Here is a 16,605-nt window from a genome sequence, read left to right as displayed (position 1 = left end):
GAATTTACTTCAGCTGGTTCATGCGCTCGATGACCTGGCGAGTGACGTCGTACTGTGGCTTGACGTCAATCACGGCACCGCGCTCGAACACCAGGTCGTAACCGCCTTTCTTGATCACTTCTTCAACAGCCGAGTCCAGCTTTGGCTTCAGTTGCTTGAGCATGTCACGGTCAGCGACGGCTTTGGCTTCGTTCAGCTCCTTGGACTGGAACTGGAAGTCACGGGCTTTCTGCTTGAAGTCCAGTTCCAGCTTCTCGCGCTCAGGCTGGGCCATCTTGTCGCCACCGGCGACCAGACGGTCCTGGATGCCTTTAGCGCTGCTTTCCAGGGCTTTGAGCTTGGTCAGTTGCGGGCCGAATTTCTTTTCAGCGTCGACTGCATACTTCTTGGCAGCATCCGACTCAAGCAGCGCCATCTGATAGTTCAGAACAGCGATCTTCATGTCTGCGAATGCCGGGCCGGCGACCAGTACGGTTGCCAGCAGTGCCAATTGGGTCAACTTACGCACGTTGTAACTCCTACAGAATCCGTTGTCGTGATCAGTGATCAGACCCTTAGAAGGTCTGACCGAGAGAGAATTGGAAGACCTGGGTTTCGGTGTTGTCGTCTGGCTTCTTGATCGGCATCGCCAGCGCGAAGCTCAATGGGCCCAGGGCGGTAACCCAGGTCACGCCGACACCGACCGAACTGGCCAGACCGGAAAGATCAGGGCCGTTACATTCAATTTTTTCCCCGCTAAGGGTGGTCTTGGCATTGTCGCAGTTCGTGTTGAACACGTTACCCACATCCCAGAAAAGCGAAGTGCGAAGCGAACGTTGATCTTTGATGAACGGCAGTGGGAACAGAATCTCGGCGCCACCGGTAATCAAGACGTTACCACCGAACGGTAGCGGATCTTGGTCCGGATCTGCCAGCGTGCCCGGTTTACCACCGTTGACTGCGCCCCGACTCGGCGTACTACGAGGACCCAAGGTGCTGTCCTTGAAGCCACGAACCGAGTTGAAACCACCCGCGTAGTAGTTCTCGTAGAACGGCAGACCGGAAGTCGAACCGTAGCCGTCACCGTAACCCAGCTCCGAGTGCAGACGCAGCGTGGTGTTGGTAGTGATCGGGTGGAACAACTGGCCACGGTAATCAAGCTTGTAGAACGACAGGTCGCTGCCCGGAATCGTGGTTTCCAGGGTCAGGCTCTGGGAATGACCACGGGTCGGCAGTGTGCCTTTGTTCAGGGTCGATTCGGACCAGCCCACGGAAGCCTTAAAGTTGGTGAAGTTGTCACCTTCTTTTTCCAGGAAGTCGAAAATCTCGTCAACGGTGTAGGTACCGGTGTTGATCTCGTCACGCTGGACCGTCAGGCCGAAGTTCAGACGCGAGGTTTCGCTGATCGGGTAGCCCATGTTGATACCGGCACCCAGGCTGTCCACCGAGTAGCTCGCCACGTCGACATCGAGGTCGTCGTAGTTGGTCTTGCGGTAGAACGCGCTGTAACCCAGGCTCACACCGTCTGGCGTGAAATACGGGTCGACGTAGCTGAAGTTGTAGCGGGTCTGGTATTCACTTTTGGTCAGGCCAATGCTGACCTTGTTACCGGTACCCAGGAAGTTGTTCTGGCTGATCGAACCACCCAGAATCAGACCCGCGCTCTGCGCGAAGCCCACACTGGCGGTGATCGAACCCGACGCCTGCTCTTCCACGGCGTAGTTCACGTCAACCTGATCGTCAGTGCCCGGCACTGCAGGGGTCTCGACGTTAACCTCTTTGAAGAAGCCCAAGCGGTCCAGACGGGTCTTGGACTGGTCGATCAGGTAAGTGGAAGCCCAACCGCCTTCCATCTGACGCATTTCACGACGCAGTACATCGTCCGCTGTCTTCGTGTTGCCACGGAAGTTGATGCGGTTCACGTAAGCCCGTTTGCCTGGATCGACGGCGAACGTGATGTCCACGGTGTGGTCTTCATCATTCGGGGTAGGCACGCCGTTAACGTTGGCGAAGGTATAGCCCTCGTTACCCAGACGACGGGTGATCAGCTCGGACGTAGTGGTCATCACCTTGCGGGAGAACACCTGACCTGGTTTGACCAGCAGCAGCGACTTCACCTGATCTTCAGGCACTTTGAGGTCACCGTTCAGCTTGACCGACTTGACGCTGTACTTCTCGCCTTCATGAATGTTGACGGTGATGTACACGCTTTTCTTGTCAGGGGTGATCGACACCTGAGTCGAGGCGATATCCATGTTGATATAGCCGCGGTCGAGGTAGTAGGAACGCAGACGCTCCAGGTCACCGGACAGCTTTTCACGGGCGTACTTGTCGTCGTTCTTGAAGAAGGACAGCCAGTTGGTGGTCTTCAGCTCGAACAGGTCGGTCAGGTCTTCTTCTTTGAAAACGGAGTTGCCGACGACGTTGATATGCTGGATCGCGGCAACGGCGCCTTCATTGATATTGATCTTCAGGCCGACGCGGTTGCGCGGCTGGGAAACGACTTCAGTGGCAACTTCTGCCGAGTAACGGCCTTGAGCCACGTACTGACGCTGCAGTTCGTTACGAACACCTTCGAGGGTCGCACGCTGGAAGATTTCGCCTTCGGCCAGACCCGATTGCTTGAGGCCTTTCATCAAGTCTTCAGTGGTGATCGCCTTGTTGCCTTCGATCTCGATGCTCGCGACCGACGGGCGCTCAACCACGGAGATGACCAGAACGTTACCGTCGCGGCCCAACTGGATGTCCTGGAAGAACCCGGTTTTGAACAACGCACGCGTGGCGTCGACCAGACGCGCGTCATCGGCCTGTTCACCCACGTTCAACGGCAACGCGCCAAAGACACTGCCAGCGGACACCCGCTGCAGGCCGTTGACACGGATATCGGAGATAGTGAAGGACTCGGCGTGAACTTCGGCGATCATCAGTACGGCAAGAACCGCAGTTAGCAGCAGACGTTTCATGAAGTCCTTTCTTATTCCAACTGGCAATAAACAAACTGCCGCAAAATGCGGCAGATTCACAATTCGGCGTAGCTTTACAGTCGTCCCAGATCGTTGACCAGTGCGAGCAACATGACTCCAACCACCAGACTTATCCCGATCTGAACCCCCCAACCCTGCACCTTTTCCGACAGTGGGCGACCACGCGCCCACTCGATCAGATAAAACAGCAAGTGCCCCCCGTCCAACACTGGAATGGGTAGCAAATTGAGAACCCCCAGGCTTATGCTCAGATAAGCAAGGAAATTCAAGAAGTCACCTACACCTGACTGGGCCGAAGCGCCCGCCACTTTAGCAATGGTTATCGGTCCGCTCAAGTTTTTTACCGAGAGCTCGCCGAACAACATTTTCCTCAGCGAATCGAGCGTCAATACGCTCATGGTCCACGTGCGCCGCGCCCCCTCTGCGACGGCGGCCACAGGCCCGTAGCTCACCTCGCGCAGCATTTCCGGTGGCCAATCAATGCCTTTTACCCCGGCGCCGAGGTAACCCGTCGCTGTCTTGCTCTCGCCACGGGCGACCAATGTGACCGGGACGTCGATTCTCGCATTGTCTCGCTCGACACTCAGCAAAATCCGGGTATCAGGACGGACACGAACCCAGTCCACAACTTGCTGCCACTCGTTGACGGGCTGGCCGTCCAGCGCCAACAGGCGGTCACCGGCTTTCAGACCAGCGGCCTGGGCCGGACCGGCAGGATCGAGCTCAGCCAGCACTGGCGGCAATGCCGGGCGCCATGGACGAATACCCAGCGAACGAATCGGGTCTGGCTCGTCAGCACCCTTGAGCCAGTTATCCAGCGCCAGCGTACGCGGAGTCTCGACGTCAGAACCCTGGTCACGGACCTTCAGGGCAATGGTCCCGCTTTCGCCAAGACGACGGACCAGCTGAAGATTCACAGCTGACCAACCGGTCGTGGCTTCGCCATCAACGGATACAATTTCCTGCCCGGAGACCAATCCGGCCTTCTCCGCGATACTACCCGCTTCGACGCCGCCGATGACCGGACGCACTTGCTGGCTACCCAGCATCGCCAGCACCCAGAAAAAGACGATGGCCAGTAAAAAGTTGGCGACCGGACCCGCGATGACAATAGCGATCCGCTGATAAACGGTCTTGCGGTTGAACGATTGGTCGACCAGCTCCGGAGGCACTTCGCCCTCCCGCTCGTCGAGCATCTTCACGTAGCCGCCCAACGGAATGGCGGCAACAACGTATTCGGTGCCCTTGCGGTCATGCCAACGCAAGAGCGGCATGCCGAAGCCGACAGAAAACCGCAGCACCTTGACACCACAACGCCGCGCCACCCAGAAGTGGCCAAATTCGTGAAAAGTCACCAGCACGCCCAGGGCAACCAGGGTGCCGACAATCATATAAAGCGCACTCATCGCTGTTCTCCGGATACCGGTTTGGCGTTGCAGGCGGGCATCAGGGGACAGCCCACCCACGTCGATGAACCCGTGTCACTTGGCCAATATGGCTTATCGGTCATTACGTTTCAGCCACTGCCCGGCCAGCGCTCGCGCCTTGGCATCGATGTCAAACACAGTTTCAAGCTCGCTCACCGCAATCACCGGTTCGAGGTTCAAGACCTCGTCGATCATACTCGCGATTTCCGGAAAGCGAATGCGCTGGTCAAGAAACGCCGCGACGGCCACTTCGTTCACCGCGTTCAGGACCGCAGGGGCGCTGTCGCCGACTTCCGCAGCTTGCCGTGCGAGACGCAAGCAAGGGAAGCGCACTTCGTCCGGCGCCTGGAAGTCCAGTCGCCCTATGCTGAAGAGATCAAGCGGTGCAACGCCCGAATCGATACGCTCCGGCCACGCCAGTGCATGAGCAATCGGCGTACGCATGTCTGGGTTGCCCAGTTGAGCCAGTACCGAGCCGTCCACGTAATCCACCATCGAATGGATCACGCTTTGAGGGTGAATCACCACTTCGATACGAGCCGGTGCAGTGTCGAACAACCAGCAGGCCTCGATCAGTTCGAGCCCTTTGTTCATCATGCTGGCGGAATCAACGGAAATTTTGCGCCCCATCGACCAGTTCGGGTGCGCGCAGGCCTGCTCGGGTGACACATGCTCCAGCTCCTGCAGCGGCGTTTCGCGAAAAGGTCCACCCGAAGCCGTCAACAAGATCCGACGCACGCCGACCGAATCCAGACCGTTGCCATAATGGCCTGGCAAACACTGAAAAATCGCGTTGTGCTCACTGTCGAGAGGCAGCAAGACGGTGCCGCTGCGCCGAACCGCCTGCATGAACAAGGCACCCGACATGACCAGCGCCTCTTTGTTGGCCAGCAGCACTTTCTTGCCCGCCTCGACCGCCGCCAATGTCGGACGCAAGCCAGCGGCACCGACAATGGCGGCCAGCACCGTGTCCACCTCGGGGTGAGCCGACACTTCGCACAGCCCCCCCTCTCCTACCAACACGCGCGTGTCGAGACCGGCAGCACGCAGATCGTCCTGCAATTGTCGCGCTGCCGCGACTGTCGGCACCACCGCGAACTGCGGGACATGACGGACGCACAGTGCAAGCAACTCCGCGAGACGGCTGAACCCGGTCAGGGCAAAGACCTTGTAGCGCGTCGGGTGTCGTGCGATGACATCGAGGGTGCTAAGCCCCACCGAGCCAGTCGCCCCGAGAACCGTGATGTGTTGGAGCCGGCTCACATCAGACCCCAGTCTTTGGCGGCCCAGAGCAACAGGGCGAACACCGGAATCGCGGCGGTCAGGCTGTCAATTCTGTCCAGCACTCCGCCATGCCCCGGCAAGAGATTACTGCTGTCCTTGACCCCGGATTTACGCTTGAACATGCTCTCGGTCAGGTCGCCCACGACGGATACCAGCACGATAATTGCGGCGCACACCAGCGAAAAAACAATCTCGGACACCTGCCAACCGCGGTTCACACCGACAATCAACGTCATCAGCAAACAGGCTGCCAGGCCGCCATACAAACCTTCCCAGCTTTTGCCCGGACTGACCTTCGGCGCCAGCTTGCGCTTGCCGAATGCCTTGCCCGAAAAATAGGCACCGATGTCGGCGCCCCACACCAGCACCATGACCGAGAGAATCAGCCAATTGCCCATCGGGGCGAGCTTGATGAGGATGAGACCTTGCCATGCCGGCAGGAGAATCAGCAGACCAATGACCAGCTTGTACGCCACGCTGGACCAGTGCTCGCTGGACTCGGGGTACGTCAGCACCAGCCACGTCGCGACCAGCCACCAGATCAATGCTGCGACCAGCACCCACGGCGCCAATCCAGGTAACAGGTACAAGAGAAACAACAGCACCGCGACCACGGCGGCATAGCCCACCCGAATCGACTGAGTTTCAAAACCCGCGAGACGGGCCCACTCCCAGGCGCCCAGTACGACCACCGCGCCGATGAACAGCGCGAAACTGCCACCTTCCAGAAGGAAAAAGCCGCACAGCGCCAAGGGCGCAAGAATCAGCGCTGTAATGATTCGTTGTTTGAGCATTAAGCACGGGCTCCAGCTTCTACCTGCTCGCTGGTTTTCCCGAAGCGGCGTTGGCGCGAAGCGAAATCGGCCAGCGCATCGCGCATGGCTTCGTGTTTGAAGTCCGGCCAGAACAGGTCGGAGAAGTACAGCTCGGCGTACGCCAGCTGCCAAAGCAAGAAATTACTGATGCGGTGTTCGCCACCGGTACGGATGCACAGGTCCGGCAATGGCAAGTCACCGGTGGCCAGGCACGTCTGCAAGAGTTCGGGCGTAATGTCGTCCGGGCGTAAATGCCCGGCCTGCACTTCACGGGCCAGACGTTGCGCCGCCTGGGCGATGTCCCACTGGCCGCCATAGTTGGCGGCGATTTGCAGGACAAAGCGAGTGTTGCCAGCGGTTTTCGCTTCTGCCTCGCGAATCGCAGCTTGAAGCTCAGGATGGAAACGTGCACGGTCACCAATGATGCGCAGACTGATACCGTTCTCGTTCAGGCGCTTGGTCTCACGACGCAACGCCGTGAAGAACAACTCCATCAGCGCGCCGACCTCCTCGGCCGGACGCTGCCAGTTTTCACTGGAGAACGCGAACAGCGTCAGCACCTCGACCTTGGCCTCGGCACACACTTCGATCACCGCACGGACAGCGTCCACGCCAGCCTTGTGACCCGCCACACCCGGCAACAGACGCTTTTTAGCCCAGCGATTGTTCCCATCCATGATGATCGCGACATGACGCGGCACCGATGACGGCACAGCCAGCTTTGTCTTTTCCATGAAAGCTTCCTGACCCTTATACGGCCATCAGGTCTTTTTCTTTCTCTTCAGTGGCTTTTGTGATCTGAGCCTCGAAGTCCTTGATCAGCTTGTCGATCTCAGCCGTGCCACGACGCTCTTCGTCTTCGCTGATTTCCTTGTCCTTGACCAGCTTTTTCAGATCGCCCAACGCGTCGCGGCGAATGTTACGCACAGCAACACGAGCATCTTCGGCCGCACTGCGCGCCTGCTTGGTGAAGCCTTTCCGTGTTTCTTCCGTCAGGGCAGGCATGGAGATCAGCAGCAGCTCACCGAGGTTGGTCGGGTTGAGGTTCAAGCCTGCACTCTGAATCGCCTTATCGACCGCCGCGAGCATGTTGCGCTCAAACGCCACGACCTGGAGGGTACGGGAATCCTTGACCGTGACGTTGGCAACACCACTCAACGGGGTATCGGTGCCGTAGTACGGAACCATCACGTTACCCAGGATGCTTGGGTGTGCCTTGCCGGTACGAATCTGGCCAAACGCATGGTTCAGGGATTCGATGGATTTCTGCATGCGCTCTTGAGCGTCTTTTTTGATTTCGTTGATCATTGTTCGCCTTCCTCGATCAAAGTTCCTTCCGCGCCGCCATGCACGATATTCAGCAGGGCGCCGGGTTTGTTCATATTAAAGACACGCAACGGCATCTTGTGGTCACGGCACAGGCAGATGGCCGTCAGGTCCATTACCCCCAGCTTGCGATCCAGCACTTCATCGTAAGTCAGATGATCGAACTTCTCGGCATGCGGGTCTTTGAATGGATCGGCAGTGTACACACCATCGACCTTGGTTGCCTTCAACACCACATCGGCGTCAATTTCAATCGCGCGCAGGCACGCTGCCGAATCGGTGGTGAAGAACGGGTTGCCAGTGCCCGCGGCGAAGATCACCACTTCTTTGGCGTTGAGGTGACGCATTGCTTTGCGGCGATCGTAGTGATCGGTCACACCCACCATGGAGATGGCCGACATCACGATGGCGGAAATATTGGCGCGCTCCAGTGCATCACGCATGGCCAAGGCGTTCATCACAGTGGCCAGCATGCCCATGTGATCACCCGTGACCCGATCCATGCCGGCCGCGCTAAGCGCCGCACCACGGAACAGGTTGCCACCACCGATGACCAGACCGACCTGAACACCGATTCCTACCAGCTGACCCACTTCAAGCGCCATGCGATCCAGCACTTTGGGGTCGATACCGAACTCTTCGGACCCCATCAGGGCCTCGCCGCTAAGCTTGAGTAGAATGCGTTTATAGCGAGCTTGATAACCACTGCCCTGCTGAGCCATTGCGAATCTCTCCTGCGGCGTTTAAAAAAAATCTGCGGCCATTTTCAGCCTGCGGTAACTCTAGGCTACTTCGTCAGGAATTCGCAGCCTCATGAGCCACGCACCCTGGAAAAATAAATTCCTTCTGCCGTTTTGACAAAGAGGCTGCGCGCGTGAGCGGGCAGCCTCTTTGGTCGACAGTTGGAGAACCGTCTTATTGCTTGCTGGCAGCTACTTGAGCAGCGACTTCTTCAGCGAAGTTGTCGACTGGCTTCTCGATGCCTTCGCCCACTTTGAAGTAGGTGAACGAAACGATTTCAGCGCCGGCTTTCTTGGCCAGTTCACCGACCTTGACTTCCGGGTTCTTGACGAACGCTTGCTCAACCAGACTGGCTTCAGCCAGGAACTTGGTGATGCGGCCCTGAACCATTTTGTCAGCGATCTCGGCAGGCTTGCCTTTGATCTTGTCTTCGTTCAGTTGCAGGAAGACGCTCTTCTCGCGCTCGATCGCTTCGGCCGAAACGTCGGAAGGCAGCAGGAACTCAGGGTTGCTGGCAGCAACGTGCATCGCGATGTCTTTGGCCAGCTCGGCGTCGCCGCCTTTCAGCGCTACAACCACACCGATTTTGTTGCCGTGCAGGTACGAGCCCAGTACATCACCTTCAACACGCGCCAGACGACGGATGTTGACGTTTTCGCCGACTTTGGCAACCAGAGCGGTACGCTCGGTTTCCTGAGCTTCGATCAGTTGCTCAACGGTCAGTTCTGGCTGGTCGAAAGCCTTGTTGACACTGACGGCGACGAAGTTTTTGAAGTCGTCTTGCAGCGCCAGGAAGTCGGTCTGCGAGTTCACTTCGATCAGGACAGCGCGCTTGCCGTTGTCCTTGATTGCGATAGCGCCTTCAGCAGCGACGTTACCTGCTTTCTTGGCTGCCTTGATTGCGCCCGAAGCACGCATATCGTCGATGGCTTTTTCGATGTCGCCGCCAGCCTTGGTCAAGGCTTTTTTGCAGTCCATCATGCCTTCGCCAGTGCGCTCGCGCAGTTCTTTGACCAACGCTGCAGTAATCTCTGCCATTTCAAAATCCTCTTGGATAGGTCTTCAACCATTCCACCCGCCATGCGGGCGTCAAATTCTTGAAAAGCCATGGTGACAGCTGCGCATGACAACTAAGTCGGTGGCAACGCCAGATGGTTTTCGAGGTGGCAAAAAGGGGGCCGAGCCCCCTTTTTGCGTACCGAGTAGACGCTAAGCGTCAGTTACTCGGCAGCAGTTGCCGCTTCTTCAGCGTAAACTTCGGTGCCGCCAGAAACATTGTTGCGACCACGGATGACAGCGTCAGCCATCGAACCCATGTACAGCTGAATGGCGCGAATGGCGTCATCGTTACCTGGGATGATGTAGTCAACGCCTTCCGGGCTGCTGTTGGTATCGACAACGCCGATGACCGGGATACCCAGCTTGTTGGCTTCGGTGATCGCGATGCGCTCGTGATCAACGTCGATCACGAACAGTGCGTCAGGCAAACCGCCCATGTCCTTGATACCACCCAGGCTGCGGTCCAGCTTTTCCAGATCGCGAGTGCGCATCAGCGCCTCTTTCTTGGTCAGCTTGGCGAAAGTACCGTCTTCAGCCTGAACTTCCAGCTCGCGCAGACGCTTGATGGAGGCACGGATGGTTTTGAAGTTGGTCAGCATGCCGCCCAACCAGCGATGGTCGACGAACGGCGAACCGCAACGTGCTGCTTCTTCAGCAACGATCTTGCCAGCGGAACGCTTGGTGCCGACGAACAGAATCTTGTTTTTGCCCTGTGCCAGACGCTCTACGAAGGTCAGTGCCTCGTTGAACATAGGCAGGGTTTTTTCAAGGTTGATGATGTGAATCTTGTTGCGCGCGCCGAAAATGTACTTACCCATTTTCGGGTTCCAGTAACGGGTTTGGTGACCGAAGTGCACACCGGCCTTCAGCATATCGCGCATGTTGACTTGGGACATGATAGTTCCTTGATAAGTCGGGTTAGGCCTCCACGTATCCCAATGACCAACCAACGGCATGTACCGAGGGCACCCAGGTCATCGTGTCGACACGTGTGTGGGTTTGGGCTTTCGGGGCGGACCCCGTAAAGCGGCGCATTTTATATCACAAAAGTCTGCATAACGGAACCCGGAATAAGATCCTGTTTTCTCGACGCTTTTGCCCGGACAGCACTGCCGTCTACCGGCCCTGCCAGCCTCTATATAAGGAAGCGATGATAACCCGCTTGGCATCGGTCTGGTAGAATCGCGTTTTTTCCGTGTTTTGCTGCGGCCCCGCCGCGCCGAGAGAGCCTTGTATGACCGTTACCATCAAAACCCCCGAAGACATCGAAAAGATGCGCGTCGCCGGTCGTCTGGCGGCAGACGTTCTGGAAATGATCGGGGCCTACGTCAAGCCCGGCGTCACCACTGACGAGCTGGACCGCATCTGCCACGACTACATCGTCAACGAGCAAAAAGCGATCCCTGCACCGCTGAACTACAAGGGTTTCCCCAAATCCATCTGCACCTCGATCAACCATGTCGTCTGCCACGGCATTCCGAACGAGAAGCCGCTGAAGGAAGGCGACGTGTTGAACATCGACGTGACCGTGATCAAAGACGGTTACCACGGCGACACCAGCAAGATGTTCCACGTTGGCAAAGTGCCAGAGTGGGCCGAGCGCCTGTCGAAGATCACCCAGGAATGCATGTATAAAGGCATCGAGCTGGTCAAACCGGGCGCGCACTTGGGCGACATCGGTGAAGTGATCCAGAAACACGCTGAAAAGAACGGTTTCTCCGTCGTAAAGGAATATTGCGGCCATGGCATCGGCAAGGTGTTTCATGAAGAACCGCAAGTGCTGCACTACGGCAAGGCGGGCACTGGCATGGAACTCAAGGAAGGCATGACCTTCACCATTGAGCCAATGATCAATCAGGGCAAGGCTGACACCCGTTTGCTGGGCGACGGCTGGACCGCCATCACCAAGGACCGCAAGCTGTCGGCGCAGTGGGAACACACCATTCTGGTCACCGCGACCGGGTATGAAATCTTCACGTTGCGCAGCGACGACACCATCGCCCGCACCTCCGCCTGATCACCCCGTGCGATATAGATAGAAGGAAAGCAGTTCGATGCCGCAGGTGGACCCAGATTTGTTCGATCGTGGCCAGTTTCAGGCCGAACTGGCGTTGAAAGCGAGCCCCATCGCCGCCTTCAAAAAGGCTATCCGTCAGGCCCGTGAGGTACTGGACGAACGCTTCAAGTCGGGCCGGGAAATCCGTCGGCTCATCGAGGACCGGGCCTGGTTCGTCGACAACATCCTGCAGCAAGCCTGGGAACAGTTCGACTGGAGCGAGGACGCCGACATTGCACTCCTCGCCGTGGGTGGCTATGGGCGCGGCGAACTGCATCCTTATTCGGACATCGACCTGCTGATCCTGCTGGACAGCGCCGATCACGAAGTCTTCCGCGATTCCATCGAGCGCTTTCTGACGCTGCTGTGGGACATTGGTCTTGAGGTTGGCCAGAGCGTGCGCTCGGTCGATGAGTGCGCCACCGAGGCCCTCGCGGACCTGACGGTGATCACCAACCTGATGGAAAGCCGCACCATTGCAGGCCCGGAGCATTTGCGCCAGCGCATGCTGGAAGTCACCAGTACGAGCGAAATGTGGCCAAGCAAAGAGTTCTTCCTGGCCAAGCGCGCCGAGCAGAAAGCCCGTCATCACAAATACTTCGACACCGAATACAACCTGGAGCCGAACGTCAAAGGTTCCCCGGGTGGCCTACGCGACATCCAGACCATTCTGTGGGTAGCCCGTCGTCAATATGGCACGCTGAATCTTCACGCCCTGGCAGACCAGGGCTTCCTGCTGGAAAGCGAACACGCGTTGCTCGCTGCCTCCCAGGAGTTTCTGTGGAAGGTACGCTACGCGTTGCACATGCTGGCGGGCCGTTCCGAAGATCGCTTGCTGTTCGATTACCAGACCAGCATCGCCCGTTTGCTGGGCTATCAGGACAATGACGCGAAACTGGCCATCGAACGCTTCATGCAGAAGTATTACCGCGTGGTCATGAGCATTGCTCAGTTGAGTGACCTGATCATTCAGCACTTCGAGGAAGTGATCCTGTCGGACGACGCCAATACCGTCACTGAGTCGATCAACTCGCGCTTCCAGTTGCATGATGGCTACATCGAAGCCACGAACCCGAATGTCTTCAAGCGCACGCCGTTCGCGATTCTGGAAATCTTCGTGTTGATGGCCCAGCGCCCGGAAATCAAGGGCGTGCGTGCCGACACCATTCGCCTGCTGCGTGAACACCGGCACCTGATCAACGACGACTTCCGCAACGATATCCGCAACACCAGCCTGTTCATCGAGCTGTTCAAATGCGAGATCGGCATCCACCGCAACCTGCGCCGGATGAACCGCTACGGCATTCTCGGTCTGTACCTGCCGGAGTTCGGCCACATCGTCGGTCAGATGCAACATGACCTGTTCCACATCTACACCGTTGATGCGCACACCCTGAACCTGATCAAGCATCTGCGTAAGCTCCAATACACGCAGGTGTCGGAGAAATTCCCGCTCGCCAGCAAGCTCATGGCCAAGTTGCCGAAACCCGAGCTGATCTACCTCGCAGGCTTGTACCACGACATCGGCAAGGGGCGCGGCGGCGACCACTCCGAGCTGGGGGCGGTGGATGCCGAAGCATTCGGCATCCGTCACCACTTGCCGAACTGGGACACCCAACTGATCGTCTGGCTGGTGCAGAACCATCTCGTGATGTCGACCACAGCCCAGCGCAAGGACCTCTCCGACCCGCAAGTCATTCACGACTTTGCGCAGTTCGTCGGCGACGAAGTGCATCTGGATTACCTCTATGTGCTGACCATCGCTGACATCAACGCCACCAACCCGACGCTCTGGAACTCGTGGCGCGCCAGTCTGTTGCGCCAGCTTTATACCGAAACCAAGCGCGCCCTCAAGCGCGGGCTGGAGAATCCGGTGGATCGCGAAGAGCAGATCCGACGTACCCAAAGCGCGGCGCTGGACATTCTCGTGCGCAACGGCACCGATCCGGACGACGTCGAGCAGCTGTGGTCGCAACTGGGCGATGACTACTTCCTGCGCCACACCGCGGGCGACGTGGCCTGGCACAGCGATGCGATTCTGCAACAACCGGCCGACGGCGGCCCGTTGGTGCTGATCAAGGAAACTACCCAGCGCGAATTCGAAGGCGGCACCCAGATATTCATTTATGCACCGGATCAACACGACTTCTTCGCGGTAACCGTGGCGGCGATGGACCAGCTGAACCTGAACATTCACGACGCCCGCGTCATCACGTCGACCAGTCAGTTCACCCTCGACACCTATATCGTGCTCGACAGCGACGGCGGCTCGATCGGTGAAAACCCTGAACGCATCAAAGCGATTCGTGAAGGTTTGACCGAGGCCCTGCGCAACCCGGACGACTATCCGACGATCATCAAACGTCGCGTGCCACGCCAGCTCAAGCATTTCGCATTCGCGCCCGTGGTGACTATTTCCAACGATGCGCAGCGACCGGTGACCGTGCTGGAGCTCAGCGCGCCAGACCGTCCGGGGTTGCTGGCACGGCTGGGCAAGATCTTTCTGGAGTTCGACCTGTCGCTGCAAAACGCCAAGATTGCAACCTTGGGCGAGCGAGTGGAGGACGTGTTCTTCCTCACCGACGAGAACAACCAGCCGCTGTCTGACCCGCAACTGTGCAGCCGTTTGCAAGATGCCATCGTCACGCAACTCAGCGTCAATCCCGAACCCACCAGCGGGTTGCGCATCAGCATCTGAATCGACACCTTTTTCTGGCTATTCAACGGCGCCCGCCCCCCAACGGACCGGCGCCCCGCTTCCTGAGACCGATTGCCCATGAACAACGCTTTGCAACAGCTCCAGCCTTACCCGTTCGAAAAGCTCCGCGCGCTGCTGGGCACCGTGACGCCGAACCCGGACAAGCGGCCAATCGCTCTGTCCATCGGCGAGCCGAAGCACACTTCGCCTGCGTTCGTTGCCAAGGCACTGGCCGACAACCTCGACCAGATGGCCGTTTACCCGACGACGGCGGGCATACCAGCCCTGCGCGAAGCCATCGCTCACTGGTGCGAACGCCGTTTCAGCGTTCCGCAGGGCTGGCTGGATGCGGGCAAGCACGTGCTACCGGTCAACGGCACCCGTGAGGCACTGTTCGCTTTCACCCAAACCGTGGTCAATCGCAGCGATGACGGGCTGGTCATCAGCCCAAACCCGTTCTATCAGATTTACGAAGGTGCTGCGTTCCTGGCCGGGGCCAAGCCGCATTACCTGCCGTGCCTGGTCGAACACGGCTTCAACCCCGACTTTGACGCCGTGCCCGCGAACATCTGGAAACGCTGCCAGATCCTGTTCCTGTGCTCGCCGGGCAACCCGACCGGTGCGCTGATTCCGGTGGACATCCTGAAAAAGCTGATCGCGCTGGCCGACGAGCACGATTTCGTGATCGCTGCCGACGAATGCTACAGCGAGCTGTATTTCGATGAAGACACCCCGCCGCCGGGCCTGCTGACCGCCTGCGCCGAACTCGGCCGCCAGGACTTCAAGCGCTGCGTCGTGTTCCACAGCCTGTCCAAGCGGTCGAACCTACCGGGCCTGCGCTCGGGCTTCGTCGCCGGTGACGCCGACATCCTCAAGGGCTTTCTGCTCTACCGCACTTACCACGGCTGCGCCATGCCGGTTCAGACCCAGCTCGCCAGCATCGCGGCCTGGAATGATGAAGAACACGTCAGGGCCAACCGCGACCTGTACCGCGAGAAGTACGATGCGGTGCTGGATATCCTCTCCCCGGTGATGGATGTGCAGCGCCCGGACGGCAGTTTCTACCTATGGCCAAACGTGGGGGGCGACGACGCGCAATTCTGCCGTGACCTGTTCGAAGCCGAACACGTGACGGTGGTGCCCGGTTCGTACCTGTCACGCGATGTGGACGGCTTCAACCCCGGCGCAGGCCGTGTGCGCATGGCGCTGGTCGCGCCCTTGGCCGAGTGCGTCGAGGCAGCCGAACGGATTCGCGAGTTCGTGACGCGCCGCTGATCGCCGAGCTGCAACGCCCTATCAAGGTCACCGGTTTCCAGGTGACCTTTTTTTTGCCTGAATTTCAGCCTCTATACATATATATATCAACTGGGGTCGGCGTATCCGGGACAATGCATGCGGGCCAGAAGCACGCTGGCTTTCACCATACTCACAAGCAAGGAGGCTTGAAATGGACTGTTTATTCAAATGCCAGCGGATAACCCGAGCAGGCACACATCACACGCCCACTGCAGCACCTCAGCGCAAAAGACGTTCGATAGGCGCGCTTTCGTCATTCTGGCCAAACGGCAGCACGCTGCGAATTGCCTTCATTGATGACGACCTGGCACCGGATCACCAACAAAAGCTGATCGATGCGATCAACGAATGGCAACCCTATGTGAACCTTCAGTTCGAGTTCATCGACGGGCGTGAAGGCCAGCCGGATCATGGCAAAGGTGATATCCGCATCACCACTGACTCAAGCATGAATTATTCGCTGATCGGCACCGCTGCGAAGGCCAATGACCCATGGGATCCGACCATGGTATTGGGCATCCAGCCTTCAGACCCCAAATTCGCCAGTACCGTCATGCATGAGTTTGGGCACGCATTGGGTGCGGAGCATGAGCATCAATATCCCGAGGCGGATATCCCGTGGGATGTACCGAAGGTGTACGCCTTCTATGAATCCAAGGGGCACTCCAAGGAAGTGGTCGACGAAAGCGTACTGGGAAAGCTGTCGGCAGAGGCGACCCTGATGCTGCCTTACGACAGGGATTCAATCATGCATTACCCGGTCGATAACGCCCTCACGCTGGGAGATTGGGAGGTGGGAAACAATGCCATCCTGAGCGAGAAGGACAAGGCGTTCATGCAGGCGGCGTATCCGAAGTGAGTGCCGCATCAGGCCTGACCAATGCCTGACCACGACAAAACCGAGTGCACAGCATCGTCGTCTGTTCCAGGGCGACGATGT

General features: G+C 58.2%; 14 protein-coding genes. 4 read left to right on the top strand and 10 right to left on the bottom strand.

Annotation, left to right across the window (positions count from 1 at the left end):
* Nucleotides 1-4 precede the first annotated feature (4 nt).
* The 10 genes from ACIQAL_RS01390 to rpsB form a co-directional block, all read right to left on the bottom strand.
* On the bottom strand, nucleotides 5-508 hold the full coding sequence (locus ACIQAL_RS01390; RefSeq protein ID WP_166593536.1) for an OmpH family outer membrane protein: 504 nt from the start codon (nucleotides 506-508) through the stop codon (nucleotides 5-7).
* Between the two features lie 46 nt (nucleotides 509-554).
* A complete protein-coding gene (bamA, locus tag ACIQAL_RS01385; RefSeq protein ID WP_166593537.1) occupies nucleotides 555-2,942 on the bottom strand; it encodes an outer membrane protein assembly factor BamA in 2,388 nt (795 codons plus the stop codon).
* A gap of 74 nt (nucleotides 2,943-3,016) precedes the next feature.
* Nucleotides 3,017-4,369: a sigma E protease regulator RseP gene (gene rseP, locus ACIQAL_RS01380; protein ID WP_401142379.1), complete on the bottom strand. Its 1,353-nt coding sequence runs from the start codon at nucleotides 4,367-4,369 to the stop codon at nucleotides 3,017-3,019.
* Nucleotides 4,370-4,462: 93 nt separating this feature from the next.
* Nucleotides 4,463-5,653, bottom strand: coding sequence for a 1-deoxy-D-xylulose-5-phosphate reductoisomerase (ispC, locus tag ACIQAL_RS01375; protein WP_401141615.1), 1,191 nt, complete (start codon nucleotides 5,651-5,653; stop codon nucleotides 4,463-4,465).
* On the bottom strand, nucleotides 5,650-6,468 hold the full coding sequence (locus ACIQAL_RS01370) for a phosphatidate cytidylyltransferase (RefSeq protein ID WP_401141613.1): 819 nt from the start codon (nucleotides 6,466-6,468) through the stop codon (nucleotides 5,650-5,652). The genes ispC and ACIQAL_RS01370 overlap by 4 nt, the downstream gene beginning before the upstream one ends.
* Nucleotides 6,468-7,223: a polyprenyl diphosphate synthase gene (gene uppS / locus ACIQAL_RS01365; RefSeq protein WP_166593541.1), complete on the bottom strand. Its 756-nt coding sequence runs from the start codon at nucleotides 7,221-7,223 to the stop codon at nucleotides 6,468-6,470. The genes ACIQAL_RS01370 and uppS overlap by 1 nt, the downstream gene beginning before the upstream one ends.
* 16 nt (nucleotides 7,224-7,239) lie before the next feature.
* On the bottom strand, nucleotides 7,240-7,797 hold the full coding sequence (gene frr, locus ACIQAL_RS01360) for a ribosome recycling factor (RefSeq protein WP_166593542.1): 558 nt from the start codon (nucleotides 7,795-7,797) through the stop codon (nucleotides 7,240-7,242).
* Nucleotides 7,794-8,537, bottom strand: a complete 744-nt coding sequence (pyrH, locus tag ACIQAL_RS01355) for a UMP kinase (protein WP_019692086.1) — start codon at nucleotides 8,535-8,537, stop codon at nucleotides 7,794-7,796. Before pyrH ends, frr begins: the two co-directional genes overlap by 4 nt.
* 193 nt (nucleotides 8,538-8,730) lie before the next feature.
* Nucleotides 8,731-9,594: a translation elongation factor Ts gene (gene tsf / locus ACIQAL_RS01350; RefSeq protein ID WP_166593543.1), complete on the bottom strand. Its 864-nt coding sequence runs from the start codon at nucleotides 9,592-9,594 to the stop codon at nucleotides 8,731-8,733.
* Between the two features lie 182 nt (nucleotides 9,595-9,776).
* Nucleotides 9,777-10,511: a 30S ribosomal protein S2 gene (gene rpsB / locus ACIQAL_RS01345; RefSeq protein ID WP_166593544.1), complete on the bottom strand. Its 735-nt coding sequence runs from the start codon at nucleotides 10,509-10,511 to the stop codon at nucleotides 9,777-9,779.
* 338 nt (nucleotides 10,512-10,849) lie between these two features.
* Here rpsB and map point away from each other — a divergent pair, with 338 nt between their 5' ends.
* From map to ACIQAL_RS01325, 4 genes are all read left to right on the top strand, one after another.
* Nucleotides 10,850-11,632 (top strand): type I methionyl aminopeptidase, encoded by a 783-nt coding sequence (gene map / locus ACIQAL_RS01340; protein WP_166593545.1) that lies wholly within the window; start codon nucleotides 10,850-10,852, stop codon nucleotides 11,630-11,632.
* A gap of 37 nt (nucleotides 11,633-11,669) precedes the next feature.
* On the top strand, nucleotides 11,670-14,369 hold the full coding sequence (locus tag ACIQAL_RS01335) for a [protein-PII] uridylyltransferase (protein WP_401141609.1): 2,700 nt from the start codon (nucleotides 11,670-11,672) through the stop codon (nucleotides 14,367-14,369).
* Nucleotides 14,370-14,447: 78 nt separating this feature from the next.
* Complete coding sequence (gene dapC / locus ACIQAL_RS01330) at nucleotides 14,448-15,644, top strand: succinyldiaminopimelate transaminase (protein ID WP_401141606.1); 1,197 nt, start codon at nucleotides 14,448-14,450, stop codon at nucleotides 15,642-15,644.
* Nucleotides 15,645-15,816: 172 nt separating this feature from the next.
* On the top strand, nucleotides 15,817-16,524 hold the full coding sequence (locus ACIQAL_RS01325) for a M12 family metallopeptidase (RefSeq protein WP_401141603.1): 708 nt from the start codon (nucleotides 15,817-15,819) through the stop codon (nucleotides 16,522-16,524).
* Nucleotides 16,525-16,605: the final 81 nt, after the last annotated feature.

The sequence above is a fragment of the Pseudomonas sp. NPDC088368 genome (genome assembly GCF_044753445.1).
In the GTDB taxonomy this organism is placed as follows: Bacteria; Pseudomonadota; Gammaproteobacteria; order Pseudomonadales; family Pseudomonadaceae; genus Aquipseudomonas; species Aquipseudomonas bambusae.
This window is presented reverse-complemented; position numbering and strand designations above follow the sequence as displayed.